The organism is Chryseobacterium sp. BLS98 (genome assembly GCF_001045445.1).
Lineage (GTDB): Bacteria > Bacteroidota > Bacteroidia > Flavobacteriales > Weeksellaceae > Chryseobacterium.
Map to the genome: position 1 here is coordinate 173947 of NZ_LFNF01000003.1, position 18917 is coordinate 192863.

Sequence of the window (18917 nt, forward strand, 5' to 3'; positions counted from 1 at the left end):
TTTTAACTTTAAATACTACATTCATGAGAGATAAGTTTTTATCTTGGGGAATTGTATTGGTAATTGCAACATGGATTGTTGCGTTACTGATCAGAGCACATTACTGGATACCCATCCTTTTATCTGCCATCTATGCATTGGGCGTTTATAACGCTTACCAGTCGAAACACGCTATTTTGAGGAATTTTCCTGTGTTGGGCTACTTCAGGTACTTTTTCGAGAGTATATCACCCGAAATGCAGCAGTACTTCATCGAAAGAGAGACAGATGGCAAGCCATTTCCGAGAAATCAGCGTTCTGCAGTATACAGACGTGCAAAAAACCTGAGTGATACCGTTGCTTTCGGAACACAGTTAGAAGTTAATCACAGAAAATATGAGGGAATCAAGCATTCCATTTATGCAAAATCACCTAAAGAAGAGCTTCCGAGGGTATGGGTTGGGGGAGAGCAGTGTACCCAGCCTTACCATGCCTCTTTATTCAATATTTCGGCAATGAGCTTCGGAGCGTTAAGCGACAGGGCACAGATTTCCCTGAACAGAGGAGCTAAAAAAGGAAATTTCTATCACAATACAGGTGAAGGTGGTATTTCTCCATATCATATGGAAGGAGGTGACCTTTGCTGGCAGATCGGAACCGGATATTTCGGCTGCCGTGATGAAGAAGGGAAATTTAACCCGGAACTTTTTGAAAAATATGCAATCCTGCCTAATGTAAAAATGGTTGAAATTAAACTTTCCCAAGGGGCAAAGCCTGGCCATGGGGGTGTGCTTCCGGGTGTAAAGAATACGCCTGAGATTGCAAAAATCCGTCACGTCACTCCGGGAATGACTGTAATCTCACCGCCATCCCATTCTTCATTCTCTGATGCGGCAGGTTTGTTGAGATTTGTCCAGCAGCTTAGAGAGCTTTCCGGAGGCAAGCCAGTCGGTTTCAAGCTTTGTATTGGAGATACCAGGGAATTTGAGGATATCTGTGTACAGATGAATGTTTTAAAAATTTATCCTGATTTTATTACCATAGATGGGGCAGAAGGAGGAACAGGAGCAGCACCTCCGGAATTCTCGGATGGAGTAGGGATGCCTTTGGAGCCGGCTCTGATCTTTGTGAACAGAACATTGAATAATTATAATTTAAGAAGCAAACTGAGAGTAATTGCAAGCGGAAAAGTGCTTACAAGCTTAGATATTCTGAGAGCGATAGCCATGGGGGCGGATATGTGTAATAATGCAAGAGGATTCATGTTTTCTTTAGGATGTATTCAGGCTTTAAGATGTAACAATAACAACTGTCCTACAGGCGTTGCCACTCAGGATAAAATGCTGGTTAAAGGACTTGATGTTACAGACAAAAGTGAAAGAGTATATCATTTTCATAAAAATACCCTTCATACCTGTAACGAACTGATTGCAGCAGCAGGAAGAAGCTCTTACGAAGAAGTAGATGCTACGATGTTTATGAGAGGTGATGAATTTGACCATCTGGCAGACCTTTATTTCCCGGATATTTTAGGAAATGTAAAGCAGAAAGCAAGATCTTAATCGACAGAGACCATAAAAAATCCGCCTTCAGATGAAGGCGGATTTTTTTATTTATTGAATATAAATTATTGTCCATCCGGTCTGTCTGCTCTTCCGTATACCTGGAAGTTGAATACCATACAGTAATTTCTCAGAGAATACTGCGTATTGTAAGGATAATGTGGATCTCTTGCAAAGGCAGCTCTTGAAGGCACAATAATAACACCTTGAAGATTGTATGGGTTTCCACTTGGAAGATTGTTAAATGCCTTAAATTTCTGCATGGCTTCACGGAAACCTTCCACTTCATAGTAGCTTCTCTGCTTGGCGGCATCTGTTGTAGCTGCATCCAGCACAGACTGCTTTACATAATAATACATAGGATCTATGATTGGAAGTCCGTTGCCATTAATTGTGTTGGTAATGGCCAGAGTTGAAGCAAAAGCCACATTTCCATCGGTATTAACGGCTAAAAGAGCATTAGCTTTCATCATCATAGTAAGAATATCCTTCGGGCCGATGGTTTGAGCATCAGTTGCTGAGGGTTGTGCTCCTTCCCTGACAATATAGATTGTTCCTGATGGAAGCGTTTCATAAGGCATATCTATCAGCTTCTTCTCATTATCATCACTGGTATCCGTAGTACTGAAAGCTTTTATATTCCCCTGGGCGTCCAGATAATTCTCGTTCATGAACTTCTTAATCGCCTGATCATCATAACTGTTCTGAACGGTAATATCTTCCGGTTCTTTATACGTTTCAATTTCATCATCTTTCTTACATGCAGAAAAACACAAAGATCCCGCAAGGATATATAAAAATATTTTTTTCATTTCAAAAAACTTTAATTACTTTACAAATAATATAACGGCAAAAGTATAAAAAATTATGAGAATAGATAAATTTTTATGGTGCATTCGTTTTTATAAGACGAGAAGTATTGCAGCAGAGGAAATTAAAAAGAACAGGGTTTCTATAGGAACGTCCGCCGTAAAGTCGTCTAAGGAGGTAAAAGAAGGGGATATCATCAAGATTCGTAAAAATCAGATTGATTATAAAATAAAAGTTACCCAGATCCCGAAAAGCAGGATGGGGGCAAAGCTTGTTCCTCTTCATATTCAGGATGTGACGGATAAAGAGCAATATGAATTATTAAAGCTTCGCAAAATGTCACAGGATTATTACAGAAGCAAAGGTGAAGGAAGGCCTACGAAAAAAGACAGACGTGAGATGGATGAATATGTAGGAAATGATATTGCTTCAGACTTTACAGACTGGGATGATTTCTTTGGAGAAACGGCAGATGGTATCGAAGAAAATGAAGATTAAATGAAAGCTCTAGAGATAGAGCTTTTCTACTATTTCCTGAACAATATCTTCCGGGGTTCTTGAATCGGTATTGATGCTGAACTGGGCTTTGCTGTAAAATGCATTTCTTTCAAATAAATGCTTGGCGATAAACTCAGGCAGATCTTCATCCGGGATATTGGCTATCAGCGGCCTTTTTTCTTTCTGTTTGGAAAGTCTTTCATATAAAGTGTTTACGGAAGCCCTTAAAAAAATGCTTTTTGAGCTGTGGTTGATAATTTCCATATTATTATAATAAACCGGTGTTCCACCCCCAAGGCTTAAAACCACATTTTCTTCTGAAGCAAGAATTTCCTCCAGCGCCTCTCTTTCCAGCTTTCTAAACTGAATTTCCCCCTTTTTTTCGAATATTTCAGGAATGGTTAATTTATTTCTCCTGGAAATCTCTTTATCGAGGTCAATGAGTTTAAAATTTATTTTATCGCTTAAAATTTTGGAAATGTGAGATTTGCCACATCCCATGTATCCGATCAGTGAAATAACCATGAATTTTTTTTAAACAAATTTGCAAAAAAGTTTTGAGATAATGAAAAAACACCTATCTTTGCACCACTGAAAACGAGGGATATTATTCAAATATAAATCGTTTGTAAAGTGGCCGACTCGGTAGCTCAGCTGGTAGAGCAATACACTTTTAATGTATGGGTCCTGGGTTCGAATCCCAGCCGGGTCACAAGCGAAAAAATTACTGAATTATTGTAATTTTATAGCCTGCGTGGTGAAATTGGTAGACACGCCATCTTGAGGGGGTGGTTTCCTAAGGATGTGCTGGTTCGAGTCCAGTCGCAGGCACTGCAAAGAAAATTTAATAATTAAAAATGAAGTTATTTCACTTTTAATTGTGGCCGACTCGGTAGCTCAGCTGGTAGAGCAATACACTTTTAATGTATGGGTCCTGGGTTCGAATCCCAGCCGGGTCACAAGTTTACTGAAAAGTAAATTTTTTTCATATTAATATTTTGTGATTTGGTGTTTCAAAGGTCTCGTAAGAGACCTTTGATTTTTTTTATAATTACTATTGCAGGAATGAAAAAAGAATCATATCTTTGCACCGCTTAAAAAACGATATCAGAAATGTTAATCGTTTTAATTGTGGCCGACTCGGTAGCTCAGCTGGTAGAGCAATACACTTTTAATGTATGGGTCCTGGGTTCGAATCCCAGCCGGGTCACTAATTTACTGAAAAGTAAATTTTTTTCATATTAATATTTTGTGATTTGGTGTTTCAAAGGTCTCGTAAGAGGCCTTTGATTTTTTTATATAACAGTCTTATAAAAAAGAAAAAAACTCTGATCATGTAACCAGAGTTGTGTTTTTATAAAAAATATACAGATGTATTTTTGTTGAACGGTTGTTTAATATTAATCCAGATGCATGTTGTCAATAAGTCTCACCCCGTCTACAACCACCACGATGAATGCTCTGTATTTTCTGTCTTTATAGAAAAAATCTGTCTCTTTCAGGGTATTTTCATCGGCAATCAGGAAATATTCCAATTTCATTCCGTGCTGCTGGTCAAAAATATCCGTTACTCTTTCTTTTATTTCAGGGATGGTGATCACCCGGAACCAATCGTTTACCTTAACCAGGGTTTCGTAAATCACCTTTGAGGCTTCTTTCCTATCTTCATGAAGTCTTTGGTTTCTTGAACTTAAGGCCAAGCCGTTTTCAGCCCTGTAAATAGGAACTCCTATGATCTTTACAGGAAGATGTTTTTTTTCAGCCATCTTTTTAATAATGGCAAGCTGCTGGAAATCTTTTTCACCGAAATAAGCATGGTCCGGTTTCACCTGTCTGAAAAGCTCTTCTACTACGGTTCCTACCCCATCAAAATGTCCTGGTCTGGATTTTCCTTCCATTTCGTTTTCCAGTCCATCGAAATCATAATGCTGGCTTTCTGTTTTTTCAGGATAAATATCAGTTACTTCAGGGATATAAACAGCATCTACCAATCCCGAATTTTCTAAGATAAGAATATCCCTGTTCACATCTCTTGGATATTTTTCAAGATCTTCCGGATTATTAAATTGGGTAGGATTTACAAAAATCGAAGAAATCACGAGGTCATTATCTTTTCTGGCTTCTTCATACAGAGAAAGATGGCCTTTGTGGAGGGCTCCCATGGTAGGGGCAAAGCCTATTTTTTTTCCCATTTCTTTCTGTCTTTCAATGAAATCCTGAAGGGTTTTCTTATTCTTTATAACTTCCATAGTTTATTTTAATACTAATTCAAAAATACTAAAAATATCATATAATTATATGAGTTTTTAATAATTTGAAATTGGGAATTATCGTAAAAAAATGTTAATTAAAATAATGTTGAATGTTTTTTTGTAATTTTGCACATTAAAGCATTTTTACAAAAATATAGATAGAATTTATGCCGAATCAAAAAATACTGTACATTACTACAGAGATGTATCCATATCAGGAAGATACGAATATGGCTGCATTGGTAAACAAAATGGCACTTAAGATGCACAATGAAGGCAATGATGTAAGAGTTTTTATGCCAAGATTTGGACAAATAAGTGAAAGAAAATTTCAACTTCATGAGGTAATCCGTCTTTCGGGAATGAACATTATTATCAATGATCTGGATCAGCCTTTAATTATTAAAGTAGCATCTCTTCCGGGGGAAAGACTTCAGGTTTACTTTATTGATAACGAAGAATACTTCAAAAGAAAACAATATTACGTAGATGATGAAGGAAATCCTTTTGACGATAACGACGAAAGAGCTATTTTCTTTGCAAGAGGAGTGATAGAAACCATCAAGAAATTAAATTGGGTTCCTGATGTCATTCACTTAAACGGATGGATGTCTTCCTTTGTTCCTATTTACCTAAAAACGTACTACGAATCCGATACGTATTTCAAAGACGCCAAAATTATCCTTTCCTTATACAATGAAAAGGATGCCGCACTGGACAAAAACATTGCTGAAAAACTGACATTCGATAATATTTCAGGATTAAAAGCGTTAGATAATCCGACAATCAAAAATTTTGTTATCGAAAGTATGAACTATGTTGACATGGTAGTGAAAGGGGATGAGTTTCTGGATGCAGACCTTGACAAGGGTTTCAACGAAACAGCCACTTCAAAATCGGAATACGTTGACGTAGATTCTATAAACCAACTTTATTAAACACATTTTTAATGACTCATACTGTTAAAAGGACCTTAGCCATACTTTTTATGGCGGTTTTCGGGAGCGCTCTTCTTTATAATTGCGAACCGGAGGCGGATTCGCTTGGCGAACAGCTTTTTATAGATGGTGCTGCGGAAGGCAATGTATCTTCTTATGACCTTATTGCTTATAATATTGATAATCACGATTCAATCAGAAGTGATGCCAGCAGACTGGTAGAAGTAATAAACACTTCAGGTATATCCTCATCCCGTTTTGTTCTTGGAGCTTTTTCCGAAGGACAGTTTGGTATGCAGAAAGCCTCTTATCTTACCCAGTTAAGAATGAGCACGGATAATTTTAGTTTCGGGACTACTCCAAAGGTGGATTCTGTAGTTCTGGTACTGAGACCGGATGTAGTTGCCGATTCAGTAGCTACCCTTCCTCTTAAGGATGAAAGCATATTAGTAGGAACGGAAACCGTACCTGTTTCTACAGAGATTAAGACGTATCCTACCAGCTTTACTTATAAATATGGTAAAACAAAGTTAGGTCCGGGAGGAACACATACTTTAATGCACATTAACGTAGATGAGATTACAACATTCCTGGATGGGAATGATGTTGCTTTCAAACGTTCCAACGTTGTTGTAGGTACGGGAGCAGCTTTGGGATCTACTGTATTTAACGGAACAGTAACTTCTAAGACGATTACCAAAAAGTCGGATAATTCAGCTTTATTTACTTCTGATGCAGGAATCAGAATTCGTTTGGACAAAGATTTTTTCCAAACCAAGATTCTTGACAAAAATGGTAAGCCGGAGCTTATGGATGCAGCTAACTTTACAAGATACTTCAAAGGGATCAAACTTTCTGTAACAGATACAGACGGATATCTTCTGCAGATTTCTCCGGAATCTATGGAAATGATCATGTACTATACCAACGAAAAGAACGATAACGGTACGATCACAAGACCACAATCTACCTTTAAGTTCTTGCTGACAGGAGGTGTGGGCAATGCCCGTATCGGTCAGTACGAATATGACAGGACAGGTTCTGCATGGGCAGCTGCAAGATCATCAATCAATGAAACTGATGGGGATGCCAAGCTTTATGCACAGGGAATGGGAGGACCTTCTATTGGTGTGAAAATTCCTGATACTACCATTGCCAGTCTTAAGGAGTTATATCAAAAAGACAAGAACGCCATTATGAGTGCCAAGATCAGAATCTATACAGATGCTGCAACATGGAGCAATAATTATAAAAGAACGACAGATAATTTAATGATTATTCCTGTTGTGAAAGATGCGACGAGCGGACTGCTTACTTCTTCAGGATTTATTTCAGATTTAACAGCCGGGTTTGGTATGATAAAATCTTATGATTTAGATAAAAATCCATCTTATTACGACTTTGTAGTTACAAAAACAGTAAAAGATATTGTTGAAGGTTCAGAAACAAATAAAACACTTCTCGTTAATACCGGAAAATTTGTTTTAACTACAGCAGGTTCACTGGGAGGATATAAATTTACTACCCGAGCATTTGCAACGGAAAGAGGCGTTTATGTTGGTTCAGATAAAACCAACGCCAACAGAATTCAATTAAAAATTACTTACGGAACTAAAAAATAAAAACACCAGAAAAATATGTGTGGAATTGTAGGATATACAGGATTTCAGGATGCGTATGATATTGTAATCAACGGTCTTAGAAGATTAGAATATAGAGGATATGATAGTGCAGGGATTGTTTTGGAGGGTTCAAATAATAAATTTGAAGTAGAAAAGACGAAAGGTAAGGTTGATGATTTGGTTAATATTTCATCACAATTGAAAGGAACGGCCAAAATAGGGATGGGGCATACCAGATGGGCTACCCACGGAGTTCCAAGTGATAGAAACTCTCACCCGCACTTATCAAACAATGGAAAAATTGCTCTTGTACACAATGGTATTATAGAAAACTATGATACGATTAAAACAATGCTTACCGAAAAAGGATTTACTTTTAAATCCGAAACAGATACAGAAGTTTTGGTAAATCTTATCCAGTATTTCACAGATCTGAAACCGGAGACAGATTTCCCTACGGCGGTAAGATATGCTTTGAATGAAGTATACGGCGCTTATGCTATTACCGTACTTCATGAAGATTACCCGGGAGTATTGGTGGTGGCAAGATTAGGTTCTCCACTGGCAATTGGTTTGGGTGACAAAGAATATTTTATTGCTTCCGATGCCTCTCCTTTCGTAGAATTTACCAAAGAAGCCATCTATCTTGAAGAAGGCCATATGGCAACTATTTCATTAGAAAATGGAGTAGACATCAGAACGATTAATGATAACTCAAGAATTGAACCTGAAGTTCAGGAACTTAAATTAAGCCTGGAGCAGATTGAAAAAGGGGGCTACGAGCATTTCATGCTTAAAGAAATCTTTGAACAGCCTAAATCCATCCATGATACCATGAGAGGAAGACTGCTTGTAGATGAAGGCGTTATAAAAATGGCCGGAATCTGGGATCATTTGGAGAGATTCAAAAATGCCAACAGAATTATTATTATTGCCTGCGGTACATCTTGGCATGCAGGTCTTATCGGGGAATATCTTATTGAAGAATATGCAAGAATTCCTGTAGAAGTAGAATATGCATCAGAATTCAGATACAGAAACCCTATTATCACCGATAAGGATGTGGTTATTGCAATCTCCCAGTCAGGAGAGACAGCAGACACTATGGCTGCATTGAAGCTGGCAAAAGAAAAAGGAGCATTTATATATGGTATATGTAACGTAGTGGACTCTTCCATTGCAAGAATTACAGATGCAGGTTCATATACCCACGCTGGTCCTGAAATTGGGGTAGCTTCTACTAAAGCATTTACTGCACAGCTTACTATTCTTTCTTTAATTGCCCTTAAATTAGGGAAACATAACGGGAACCTCGGAAATGCTGAATTCATGAGCCTGATTACCGAACTGAACGCACTTCCTAAAAAGATAGAAGAAGTTTTGAGCACTACTCATGAGCTGACTCAGAATATTGCCAAAGACTTTATTAAGACAACCAATTTCCTTTATTTAGGAAGAGGATACAACTATCCTGCAGCATTGGAAGGCGCCTTGAAGCTTAAGGAGATCTCTTATATTCACGCAGAAGGATATCCGGCAGCAGAAATGAAGCATGGGCCTATTGCGCTTATTGACGAGAACATGCCAATCGTTATTATTGCTCCTAAAAAAGGACATTATGATAAAATTGTAAGCAATGTTCAGGAAATTAAGGCTAGAAAAGGAAAAATCATTGCTGTTGTTAATAAAGGAGACCAACAGGTAAGTTCAATGGCAGACTATGTTATTGAAATCCCGGAAACCTCAGAATGTTTCTCACCAATCGTTGCCTCTGTGCCTTTACAGCTATTGGCATACTATATTGCTATATACCGTGGAGCCAATGTAGATCAGCCAAGAAACTTAGCAAAATCGGTAACTGTGGAATAAAAAACAGTTGTAAATAAAATAAATTTAGATTTCTTCCGTTATTTCAAAAAAAATCTTAAAAGTTTCTTAAAAAAATTATATATTTACGGCTTAATTATAAAAATTAACATGAAAAGGATATTTCTTTTATTATTGTCTGCGTCGGTAGCATCAGTATCTTGTTCAGGTGGTGGCAGTTCTTCTGTAGGGAAGCCTGGAACAAAAGGAGAATTGATACCAAGAGAAAAAACGAAATCATTTGTTGCGGAAAGACCATACGGAATGGTCGGTATTCCAGCAGGTTCATTTGTTGCTGGTCTTGCAGATCAGGATCCAACAAACACTCCTGAAAAAGCTTCATTGAAAACTGTTACTGTTTCCTCTTTCTTTATGGATGAAGCGGAAACTACCAATGCAGAATACAGAGTATTTATCAATTATGTAAGAGATTCCATTGCGAGAACTCTGCTAGCCGAAGCTGCTGGGGAAGGCGGTGAAGAAGGCGGACGTAAAGGCGCAAGCATTGGAGACTATGCATATCTTGCTAAAAAAGAAGAAAATTTAACACCTTATCAAGAATATTTAGAAGGCCAGGGAGGAAGAGAAGACGGAGGCTATGATCCAACCAAAAAACTAGACTGGAAAATCCCTTTGCATTGGAGTACTGGAAAGTATCCTGATGTAGAGTATGCAGAAGTTTTGGAATCTATGTATCTGCCTGCTTCTTCAAGAATAGGAAACGAAAGAATTTTAGACGTTAGTAAACTAAAATACAGCTACCAGTGGGGAGATATGGATGCGGCACTTGCTGATAACGAAAGAGGAGCCAATTACCTTAAGAGTTCAAGCATTGCCATCTATCCGGATACTACAGTGTGGGTAAAAGACTTCCACTTTGCTTACAACGAACCATTATTTGAACAGTATTTCTGGCACAAGGCCTACAAAGATTATCCTGTAGTTGGGGTAACTTGGGATCAGGCAAGAGCTTACTGTAACTTCAGATCTAAACTGAAAACAGATTATAACGAAAGCTTAAAAAGAAAAAAACAAAGACCAATGCAGTTCCGTCTTCCTACAGAAATTGAGTGGGAATATGCTGCCAGAGGTGGAATGCAAAATGCTACTTACCCTTGGGGAGGTCCATATTTAATGGATGACAGAGGTTGCTACCTTGCCAACTTCAAACCTAAGAGAGGTAACTATATGGAAGACGATAAAAAAGGTACTTATACATATACAGCTCCAGTAAAGAAATTTAAGAAAAATGGATTTGGGTTATTTGATATGGCTGGAAATGTTTCTGAATGGACAGAATCTGCGTATAACAACTCTTCTTATGGATTCTCTTCTACGTTAAATCCTTCTACTAAAAATAAGGTGGATACGAAGAAATCTGTAAGAGGTGGATCTTGGAAAGATATAGGATATGCCCTAATGACAGGTGCTAGAGATTGGGAAAGAAAAGATTCTGCAAGAAGCTATATCGGATTCAGAACTGTACAGGATATTCCTGAAGCAGCTGTTAAGCCAAGAAGAGTTAACAGATAATTTAACCGGACAATTTTTCAATAACAATTTTATTTAACATTAAAAAAACTAACTTAATATGTTTAAGACTAAAGATGCTTGGATGAATTTCTTTTATTCATTCGGTGCTGCAATTGTAATTCTTGGAGCTTGGCTTAAAATTACTCACATTACCTTGGGACCAATTAATGGTAATATGGCTCTTACAGTGGGTCTTATTACGGAGGCTATTATCTTTATTATTTTCGCATTTGACCCTCCGAAATCAGAAGAGTCTTATGCATGGGAAAATGTTTATCCTGAACTTTTGGATAAGCATGCCAACCCAAACCCTTTACATTCTAATGTGTCATCCAAAAACAATGCACAGCAGTTTGCAGAATTAGAAAATTCTCTTTCAAATAAATTAGACAAAATGCTTCAGGAAGCAAAACTGGATGTTCAGTTATTTGACAGACTTAGAACAGGTATCGATAAATTCTCCAGCTCTGTTGACCAAATCAACCAGACTGTGGATGTATCTGCTTCTACTCATAAATATAACGACCAGCTTAACAAAGCTGCACAGCATATGGAAAGCATGAATGCTTTATATGCAATGCAACTGGAAAACGGTAAAAAACAATCTGAGTTTGCTAACAAGTATGTAGCAGATATGCAGAAATCTGCAGAGCAGTCTGAAAAATTCAATCAAGAATTACAAGGTTTAACAACTAATTTAAATAGCTTAAACAGAGTTTATGGTGGTATGCTTACTGCTATGAAGTCTTAATTCCTAACCATTTCTAAATTTAACTACTTAATCAAAAACTAAAAGAAAAGAGAATGGCACAAGGAAAACAGACCCCTCGTCAGAAGATGATCAACCTGATGTATTTGGTGTTCATCGCGATGATGGCCCTAAATATTGATGCAGAAATCATCAGATCATACTATGACTCTACATTATCATTAAGAGATACCCGTCTTTTAACCGAAAAGAAAAATGAGGGTATTTTTGAAAAAACTTTAGAAGCTAAAGCTCAACAAGTACCAGATACTTATTCTCAGCCTTGGGAACAATATAAAATATTGAAACAAAAAATCAATGATTTAGTTTCTCATGCGGAAACCATCAAAGATAAATTGAAGAAACAGGCTGAATTCATGGAAAAAGATCCGGTAACCGGAAAAGCCATTGATGTAAGTGAGAATTTTTCAGCGCTTAATAATAATGAAGGTGCTACAGAATACTTCTTTAAGGAAGGGGATGAAAATACTCCTTCAAAAGAAGCAGATGAACTAAAAAGTAAGATTGATGCAGTAAGAAACTATATCAATGCTACTTTTGGAAAAAATCCTCAATTACAGAATTTAGTTAGCAGAGCTAATGCATCTCTTATTGCTGAATATCCTAAAGGAAAATCACCAAATGCGAAAACGTGGTTCCAGAATAAATTCTATCATCAGCCATTGATTGGTGCAATGTCCAATTTGGAAATTATCCAAAATGATGCAAGAAACGTTCAGTCGGATGCTTTAGCATTATTATTACAGGAAAAAGTAGATGCAAGCATTAAATTCAGTAGCTACGAGCCTATCGTTTCTGGTCCGGTTGATATTCAGGCAGGAAAACAGGCTGAAGTAAAAGTAATGTTGGGTACATACTCAAACAGCAATAAGATTAATATTTCTGGTGTAAGCAGAGTAGAAAATGGAAAAGGTATTGTTCCAATTTCCGGTTCTGGTATCGGAGAACATAAACTAGCAGGTACAATTACTTTAACAGATGCTTCAGGAAAACCTCAAAGCTTCCCATGGACGCATACTTACAACGTAATTGCAGGACCTAGAGAAGTAAAACTTGAAAAAGGACTATTGCTTTCTGCTGATAAGATGAATGTAATGTATAGAGGACTTGAGAACCCTGTTTCAGGATCAATCTTAGGTGCCGATAATTCTAAACTTTCATTATCTGCTCCGGGAGCTTCTGTAAGAGGTACTGGTCCAGGAAAATGGATTGTAAAACCTACAACAGGAAATACAGTTAAACTGACGTTATCAGGAATAGATCCTTACGGAAAATCTGTATCTCAGGTGTTTGAATATAGAATTAAAAATGTTCCGCCGCCACAAGGTCAGATGAGAGGACAGAATGTATTGTCGATGCCGGCTACTTCTATTCCTAACCAGTCTGTACAGGCAGCAATTCCGGACTTCGACTTCCCTGTTTCATTTAGCGTGACACAGTTCATGGTAAGAGTACCTGGAAGAGCAGCATTACTGGTTCATGGAAACACATTAGGTGATGCCGCAGGATTAGTGAAAAACCTTAGAACAGGTGATGTAGTTTCTATCTTCGATATCAAAGCTACAGCACAAGGATTGGAAGGACAGCAGATTAAAAACATTACTCCTATAATTATTAATGTTCAATAGGACTAAAATTGTAATTTATTATGAAAAAATATATTAGCACCCTTTTAGTATTAGTTTCGGGATTTGCTTTTTCCCAGACTATCCTGAACGCAGCTTCTCCGGAAGAGTTCAGACAGATGAGAGAAGAAAACAAACAAAAAGTTGGTGATACTATTATTGATAACAAAGTAAAGCCTCTTGAATACGGTTTTGTAGAAGATAAAGATATCCTTAAGAGTATGTTTGTTTGGGAAATCATTGATATGAATGATAAGATCAATCAGCCATTCTATTATGACAATCCGGACGGGCTTCTTGCTACCCCTACAAGATCTTTGTACCAGCTATTATTGGACGGTGCCTTAACAGGAAAGATCGAGCAGGTTTATGACGATGAAAACTTTACCGTGAAACTTTCACCGGAAGGTATCCAGAAAAGACTGGAAAAAGTAATTATCAACGATGCTGCTATTGATATCCTTAACTCCGGAAGACAGCTAACTGAACAGGAGAAAAAAGAATATACCGACGTTTTCAAGACAACGACTGAGAAAGTAAAAGTTCTTAAGATCATGGGTATGTGGTTTATCGATAAGAGAGACGGACAGATGAAATACAGACCTCTTGGTATTGCAGCAATGGGACCAGATCCTGCTGTACAGGGAGTTATAGGACCTGATGGTAAGCCAATTGCCGGTAACGACGAGCTTATCGACCTATTCTGGATTTTCTATCCGAACGCGAGAGATATTTTGGCAAACAATTATGTTTACAACAGAAAAAACTCTTCTGCTGACCTTTCTTTCGATGATATCATCAACGGAAGAAGATTCTCTTCGGTTATTTACAAATCATCAAGCGGTTTAGGTGATGGTACTATCAAGGATTATATCCCTAAAGATGCTGAAGACCAGTTGGAAGAGAGCGAAAGAATCAAGGCTCAAATCCTGAACATGGAAAACGATATGTGGAATTACTAAGATTTCACTTGATATTTATACAAAACCTGAGTATTTTTACTCAGGTTTTTTTATTATGAAACATATAGACTATATCATTGTTGGAGACGGATACGCAGGACTCTTTTTCGCTCACCAGTTAATTAAGAATAATAAATCATTCTTGATTTATTCTGAAGGAAGGAAAAGTGCTTCTCAGGTTTCCGCAGGAATTATCAACCCCGTGGTTCTCAAAAAATTTACTACTTTCTGGAAAGCACAGGAGCAAATTGACTTCCTGAAGGTCACTTTAAATGAAATAGAGTCGTACACCGGAAAAAATTACCTGATCAGTTCACCCATCCACAGAATTTTTCATGACGAGAACGAACAGAACCTTTGGCTGAAGAAATCGGGAAACGAAGAACTTTCGGACTTCCTTGATCAAAAATTCGATCATTTAGAGGTAGTAAAAAACGATTTTAAGACAGGAAAGGTCAATCAGTCTGCCAGACTTCAAGTAAGCGAGTTTTTCATGGGTCTATTTGGTTTTTTAGAAAAAAAAGAGCTTTTGATTAAAGAAAAGTTTGATTACGAAAAATTGGATACCTCCGCAGATTCCTATAAGGATTTAAAATTCAAAAATATAATCTTCTGTGAAGGCATGGGAGTAAAGGAAAATCCTTTTTTCTCAGATATAGCTGTAGTTCCGAATAAGGGACATCATATCAAAGTAAAACTCTCAGAAGAAATTCCACAGGATATAACTATTAAAAAGAAACATTTCTTATTTCCAACAGATAACGGACTTCACTTCTATGGAGGAACCTACGACAGAGAACAACTCCATCATCATATTGATGAATCCGCCGTCGAACAGCTTGTGAACGGTCTTTCTGAAATTTATCCCTATGACTTTGAAGTGAAAGAAGTAAACTTTGGTTTCAGGCCTACCGTAAAGGATAGAAGACCCATCATCGGAAGACATCATTCATTCAAAAATCTATATGTTTTCAATGGCCTTGGCGCAAGAGGAATTCTTAATGGCTGCTACTTTTCCAAAAGTCTTTATCAGTTTATCGAACAAAATATACCACTTCACGAAGAAGTTGCCATTGACCGATTTAAATAATTCCTATCTTCAGAGAAAGAATTAAACTATGAACGAAAATGTACTGGGTATAATAGCCGGAATTCTTACATCCATCTCCATGATTCCTCAGCTTATTAAGGTAGTAAAAGATAAAAATGTAGATGATATTTCACTGGTAATGCTTTTGGTGCTTATTTCAGGGTTGTCACTCTGGGTCTGGTATGGCTTGATTAAAGATGAGCTGCCCATTATTTTGTCAAATGCTTTTGCGGTCCTTGTCAATATAAGCTTGCTGATCTGCTACATGATCTATAGAAAATCTTAATATAATAAAAAGGTGGCTGAAAACTCGAAGCCACCTTTTTTTATCGTAAAATTTTAAATTCAATTTATATTTATGGCTGAAGAACAAATTTAGCCAAAGGAGCCATTCTTGCTTTATTGAGCGTCAGGGTATTTCCGTTTATCGAATAATTATCTGCAGCAAGCACTGCTTTGGTAAATAATTGTTCAGTTTCCAGATCCTCACAAGCCATCATGGTAGACATTCCCTGGTTGAACTTAATCCTCATTACATCAGGTTTGATTTCATAAGTACCTCCAAACCCATTGCATCCTGCATGTCCTTCATATCTCATTCCTTCCGTATTAAGTTTGAAATAAGGATTGTTTTTAGGGTTTTTAAGCTTAATCGGTTGCCCGTTCAGTTCCGTAAGTTTCCATGTTTTGCCCGTAATATCAGTCGTTTTTTCTGTTGTCGGAGTAGTAGTTTTACATGCCGTAAGAAATACGAGTAATAAAAGAGCGGATAAATAGTAATACAGGTTTTTCATAATAATTATTTTGGTGGTAATATATTTCAGGCCTTAGATTAATAAGAGGCCATTTTTGCAGATCCTGATCCATTCGTTTCACGTTTTGCATGAAATAGAACCATATCTACATTTTTTTTCAGTAAGGTAATATTTCCTTTTATATTGGAATATTGATATTCTTCATTGCTGGCAGTATATTCCGGAAGCGCATCACTTTTTTTAAGATCATAGGTTTTGCCTTCCAGATGAACTGTTGCCGTACCTTTTGTATGGTTAATAGTGACTTCAATTTTTTCCCCATAGCTGTCCGTGAAAACATCTTTTGAGGTTTCATCCTTATTTTCAGGAGCTGCTTCTGTAACAACTTCTGCCTCTTTGCCAGGATGTTTACATGCTGTTGAAGAAAGGACTGCCAGCCCGATAAGGACCGATGTAAATAATTTTTTCATAGTGATAAGTGATTTGTAAGTGTGTCATGAAATAGCGGTGTTAATACTACATAAATTTACAAATATTTTTAATAAATATATGTTAATTTTACATAAATTAATTAGATTTTTTTATCCGTTGTGCATTACAGAGTCCTTGCAGTAGTTTTCAAAAAGCCTGAAAAACACTGTGTTTTTTAAAGATTGTAAGCCAGATCACCGTTGAAAAAGGCTATGCTAAGCCGACGGTTTAAGAATAAAATAATACAGTTTTTCCATGTTCTACATTTGTTGTTTTTACTGGGTGCAAAATTATTAAAAATTATAGAATGCTGATATACAGCAAAAAATGATTTAAATCATACTGCTGTAGATTCCATTTTTCACGTTTAATGGACATAAAATAAGGGTATTCTTATGGAAACCCCTTTGAATAAAGGAATTAATATTCATTATCAAAATTTAAAAGCGATTAGAACTCATTGTGAAAATTTCAATTTTTTTTATTCAGTTTATTTAAAGAAGCGTTAAATTTTGTTAATCTGTTATGAGCGTATGCCTTTCTGGATGTACATTTGCGACTTCAAATGAGAAATTTTATTATTTACTTTTTAACCAGCCTTTTTCTGCTTTTCGTAGTAGAAAGCAGACTTAGTGTTAAAACACTCCGTAATGACTACTCAGGTCATGTTTCTCATCATATGCCTAAAAAAGCCAACCGGCTGAACCAGACTTTCGAAAAACTATCTATACAGCAGAGAGCTGATCAGATAGACAATTCTACCCTGGAACTTGCTGAAGATGATTTTCAGTTGTCCGATACCATTCAGATGATTGTTGTATTTGCTGGGGTTTTCAGTCTGACTTATATTTTTGGCTTATCTTCTTCAAAAAGCAGAAAACCTGTTATTCCAGGCTTTCTTTCGCTCTATTCCAATGTTAAAACATTCATTCTGATCCGTTCCATCAGAATTTAAAATTCCTTTTTTCCAATCTGTTTTCTGTCTGTTATACGGATGGAGAGCAGCTGCGTTGCGTATGTCGGTAATCATCACAGTGCAGTAATCTATTACCATTTTCCACTTAAAACATTAACGATTTATATAAACTCTAGAATTATGATCAAAAGAGTTGTCGCAAGTATTGCGCTAAGCAGTCTTCTGTTGTTTACAGCATGCAACAAGAAGAAAGAAGAAAAAGAAGAAGCTGCAGTTTATCCCGTAACCACCCCGGTAGTGATGGATACGGTGATTGACAAAGAATATGTAGCCCAGATAAAATCTGTAAAGAATATCGAGGTTCGGGCTCAGGAAAAAGGCTTTCTTGAAAAAATTTATGTAGACGAGGGTCAATACGTACATCAGGGGCAGACATTGTTCCGTATCATGCCCCAATTGTACCAGGCGGAATTACTGAAAGCCCAGGCAGAAGTTGCTCAGGCTACTATTGAATTAAAGAATGCAAGCACATTAGCCAGTAACAACATCGTTTCCAAAAACGAAAGAGCAATGGCTAAAGCTAAACTTGACGCAGCCAATGCCGAAGCTAAACTAGCTCAGATTCACTTGTCATTCACAGACATTAAAGCTCCGTTTTCAGGGATTATCAACAGACTACCTTTGAGATTAGGAAGTCTGGTAGATGAAGGAGATTTGCTGACATCCCTTTCTGATAATACCAATATGTACACCTATTTTAATGTTTCAGAACCGGAATATCTTAATTATCAGAGAAATGTAGCTTCAAGAGGAAGTAATCAGGTAGGTCTGTTGATGGCAAACGGAGATTTGTTCCCGCAACAAGGCGCTGTTGAAACAATTACAGGAGAATTCGACAGTGAAACAGGAAACATCGCCTTCAGAGCCAAATTCCCGAACCCTGACAAATTATTAAGAAACGGGGAAACCGGAAAAGTAAGAATGACTTTGCCGTTAAGAAATGCTTTAATCATTCCTCAGAAAGCAACCTACGAAATTCAGGATCAAAAGTACGTTTTCGTAGTGGATAAAAAAGGAGTGGCAAAGTCTAAAAATATTAAGGTTGCTTATGAACTTCCGGATGTTTATGTTGTGGCATCGGGGCTTGCAGCGGGAGATAAAATCTTATTGGAAGGAGTTCAGAAAGTGAAAGATGATCAGAAAGTTCAGACCAAAGCTCAGGATCCTAAAAAAGTTCTTCAGTCATTGAAATTAAAAGCAGAGTAGGAC

The 18917-nt window shown here is 37.1% G+C and carries 18 protein-coding genes and 4 tRNA genes; 17 read left to right on the forward strand and 5 right to left on the reverse strand.

What is annotated here, in order from left to right; all coding sequences use genetic code 11:
- The first annotated feature begins 23 nt into the window (after positions 1–23).
- Positions 24–1541 (forward strand): FMN-binding glutamate synthase family protein, encoded by a 1518-nt coding sequence (locus tag ACM40_RS11980; RefSeq protein ID WP_048503037.1) that lies wholly within the window; start codon positions 24–26, stop codon positions 1539–1541.
- Between the two features lie 65 nt (positions 1542–1606).
- Here the strand turns inward: ACM40_RS11980 and ACM40_RS11985 are convergent, their stop codons facing one another.
- Positions 1607–2353: a hypothetical protein gene (locus ACM40_RS11985; RefSeq protein WP_048503038.1), complete on the reverse strand. Its 747-nt coding sequence runs from the start codon at positions 2351–2353 to the stop codon at positions 1607–1609.
- 55 nt (positions 2354–2408) lie between these two features.
- On the opposite strand from ACM40_RS11985, the gene ACM40_RS11990 reads away from it, so the two are divergent.
- Positions 2409–2849 carry an RNA-binding S4 domain-containing protein gene (locus ACM40_RS11990; protein ID WP_048503039.1) on the forward strand — a complete coding sequence of 147 codons (441 nt, stop codon included), beginning with the start codon at positions 2409–2411 and terminating at the stop codon, positions 2847–2849.
- Positions 2850–2858: 9 nt separating this feature from the next.
- On the opposite strand, the gene ACM40_RS11995 is transcribed toward ACM40_RS11990, so the two are convergent.
- A complete protein-coding gene (locus ACM40_RS11995) occupies positions 2859–3374 on the reverse strand; it encodes a shikimate kinase (protein WP_048503040.1) in 516 nt (171 codons plus the stop codon).
- 114 nt (positions 3375–3488) lie between these two features.
- Between ACM40_RS11995 and ACM40_RS12000 the strand changes: the two genes are divergently transcribed.
- The 4 genes from ACM40_RS12000 to ACM40_RS12015 all read left to right on the forward strand — a co-directional run bounded on the left by ACM40_RS12000 (position 3489) and on the right by ACM40_RS12015 (position 4059).
- Positions 3489–3561 (forward strand) — tRNA-Lys (locus tag ACM40_RS12000).
- Between the two features lie 36 nt (positions 3562–3597).
- Positions 3598–3680: transfer RNA gene (locus ACM40_RS12005), tRNA-Leu, on the forward strand.
- A gap of 55 nt (positions 3681–3735) precedes the next feature.
- Positions 3736–3808, forward strand: a tRNA-Lys gene (locus tag ACM40_RS12010).
- Positions 3809–3986: 178 nt separating this feature from the next.
- Positions 3987–4059 (forward strand) — tRNA-Lys (locus tag ACM40_RS12015).
- A gap of 190 nt (positions 4060–4249) precedes the next feature.
- Here ACM40_RS12015 and panC read toward each other — a convergent pair.
- Entirely contained in the window at positions 4250–5098 is an 849-nt protein-coding gene (gene panC / locus ACM40_RS12020) for a pantoate--beta-alanine ligase (protein ID WP_048503041.1), read from the reverse strand.
- A gap of 170 nt (positions 5099–5268) precedes the next feature.
- Between panC and ACM40_RS12025 the strand changes: the two genes are divergently transcribed.
- The 9 genes from ACM40_RS12025 (at position 5269) to ACM40_RS12065 (ending at position 15792) form a co-directional block, all read left to right on the forward strand.
- A complete protein-coding gene (locus ACM40_RS12025; protein WP_048503042.1) occupies positions 5269–6039 on the forward strand; it encodes a glycogen/starch synthase in 771 nt (256 codons plus the stop codon).
- An 11-nt stretch (positions 6040–6050) separates the two neighbouring features.
- On the forward strand, positions 6051–7661 hold the full coding sequence (locus ACM40_RS12030; protein ID WP_048503043.1) for a DUF4270 family protein: 1611 nt from the start codon (positions 6051–6053) through the stop codon (positions 7659–7661).
- 15 nt (positions 7662–7676) lie between these two features.
- A complete protein-coding gene (glmS, locus tag ACM40_RS12035; RefSeq protein ID WP_048503044.1) occupies positions 7677–9530 on the forward strand; it encodes a glutamine--fructose-6-phosphate transaminase (isomerizing) in 1854 nt (617 codons plus the stop codon).
- A gap of 108 nt (positions 9531–9638) precedes the next feature.
- Positions 9639–11060 (forward strand): gliding motility lipoprotein GldK, encoded by a 1422-nt coding sequence (gene gldK / locus ACM40_RS12040; RefSeq protein WP_048503045.1) that lies wholly within the window; start codon positions 9639–9641, stop codon positions 11058–11060.
- Positions 11061–11118: 58 nt separating this feature from the next.
- Entirely contained in the window at positions 11119–11811 is a 693-nt protein-coding gene (gene gldL, locus ACM40_RS12045; RefSeq protein WP_048503046.1) for a gliding motility protein GldL, read from the forward strand.
- Positions 11812–11864: 53 nt separating this feature from the next.
- Entirely contained in the window at positions 11865–13457 is a 1593-nt protein-coding gene (locus tag ACM40_RS12050; protein ID WP_048503047.1) for a GldM family protein, read from the forward strand.
- A gap of 20 nt (positions 13458–13477) precedes the next feature.
- A complete protein-coding gene (gene gldN, locus ACM40_RS12055) occupies positions 13478–14416 on the forward strand; it encodes a gliding motility protein GldN (RefSeq protein ID WP_048503048.1) in 939 nt (312 codons plus the stop codon).
- 55 nt (positions 14417–14471) lie between these two features.
- Positions 14472–15506 carry an NAD(P)/FAD-dependent oxidoreductase gene (locus ACM40_RS12060; RefSeq protein WP_048503049.1) on the forward strand — a complete coding sequence of 345 codons (1035 nt, stop codon included), beginning with the start codon at positions 14472–14474 and terminating at the stop codon, positions 15504–15506.
- Between the two features lie 28 nt (positions 15507–15534).
- A complete protein-coding gene (locus tag ACM40_RS12065; protein ID WP_048503050.1) occupies positions 15535–15792 on the forward strand; it encodes a SemiSWEET transporter in 258 nt (85 codons plus the stop codon).
- Positions 15793–15862: 70 nt separating this feature from the next.
- Here ACM40_RS12065 and ACM40_RS12070 read toward each other — a convergent pair whose 3' ends face one another.
- Entirely contained in the window at positions 15863–16300 is a 438-nt protein-coding gene (locus ACM40_RS12070) for an META domain-containing protein (protein WP_048503051.1), read from the reverse strand.
- Between the two features lie 38 nt (positions 16301–16338).
- The gene (locus tag ACM40_RS12075; RefSeq protein ID WP_048503052.1) at positions 16339–16731 is read right to left on the reverse strand and encodes a hypothetical protein; all 393 of its coding nucleotides are present in this window, start codon (positions 16729–16731) and stop codon (positions 16339–16341) included.
- Between the two features lie 566 nt (positions 16732–17297).
- Between ACM40_RS12075 and ACM40_RS12080 the strand changes: the two genes are divergently transcribed.
- Both ACM40_RS12080 and ACM40_RS12085 read left to right on the forward strand, forming a co-directional pair.
- Positions 17298–17687, forward strand: coding sequence for a hypothetical protein (locus tag ACM40_RS12080; protein ID WP_048503053.1), 390 nt, complete (start codon positions 17298–17300; stop codon positions 17685–17687).
- Positions 17688–17831: 144 nt separating this feature from the next.
- On the forward strand, positions 17832–18914 hold the full coding sequence (locus tag ACM40_RS12085) for an efflux RND transporter periplasmic adaptor subunit (protein WP_048503731.1): 1083 nt from the start codon (positions 17832–17834) through the stop codon (positions 18912–18914).
- Positions 18915–18917: the final 3 nt, after the last annotated feature.

Coding starts and splice junctions, on each gene's coding strand:
- ACM40_RS11980 (WP_048503037.1), top strand. CDS start 24: ATGAGAGATAAGTTTTTATCTTGGGGAATTGTATTGGTAATTGCAACA.
- ACM40_RS11985 (WP_048503038.1), bottom strand. CDS start 2,353: ATGAAAAAAATATTTTTATATATCCTTGCGGGATCTTTGTGTTTTTCT.
- ACM40_RS11990 (WP_048503039.1), top strand. CDS start 2,409: ATGAGAATAGATAAATTTTTATGGTGCATTCGTTTTTATAAGACGAGA.
- ACM40_RS11995 (WP_048503040.1), bottom strand. CDS start 3,374: ATGGTTATTTCACTGATCGGATACATGGGATGTGGCAAATCTCACATT.
- panC (WP_048503041.1), bottom strand. CDS start 5,098: ATGGAAGTTATAAAGAATAAGAAAACCCTTCAGGATTTCATTGAAAGA.
- ACM40_RS12025 (WP_048503042.1), top strand. CDS start 5,269: ATGCCGAATCAAAAAATACTGTACATTACTACAGAGATGTATCCATAT.
- ACM40_RS12030 (WP_048503043.1), top strand. CDS start 6,051: ATGACTCATACTGTTAAAAGGACCTTAGCCATACTTTTTATGGCGGTT.
- glmS (WP_048503044.1), top strand. CDS start 7,677: ATGTGTGGAATTGTAGGATATACAGGATTTCAGGATGCGTATGATATT.
- gldK (WP_048503045.1), top strand. CDS start 9,639: ATGAAAAGGATATTTCTTTTATTATTGTCTGCGTCGGTAGCATCAGTA.
- gldL (WP_048503046.1), top strand. CDS start 11,119: ATGTTTAAGACTAAAGATGCTTGGATGAATTTCTTTTATTCATTCGGT.
- ACM40_RS12050 (WP_048503047.1), top strand. CDS start 11,865: ATGGCACAAGGAAAACAGACCCCTCGTCAGAAGATGATCAACCTGATG.
- gldN (WP_048503048.1), top strand. CDS start 13,478: ATGAAAAAATATATTAGCACCCTTTTAGTATTAGTTTCGGGATTTGCT.
- ACM40_RS12060 (WP_048503049.1), top strand. CDS start 14,472: ATGAAACATATAGACTATATCATTGTTGGAGACGGATACGCAGGACTC.
- ACM40_RS12065 (WP_048503050.1), top strand. CDS start 15,535: ATGAACGAAAATGTACTGGGTATAATAGCCGGAATTCTTACATCCATC.
- ACM40_RS12070 (WP_048503051.1), bottom strand. CDS start 16,300: ATGAAAAACCTGTATTACTATTTATCCGCTCTTTTATTACTCGTATTT.
- ACM40_RS12075 (WP_048503052.1), bottom strand. CDS start 16,731: ATGAAAAAATTATTTACATCGGTCCTTATCGGGCTGGCAGTCCTTTCT.
- ACM40_RS12080 (WP_048503053.1), top strand. CDS start 17,298: ATGAGAAATTTTATTATTTACTTTTTAACCAGCCTTTTTCTGCTTTTC.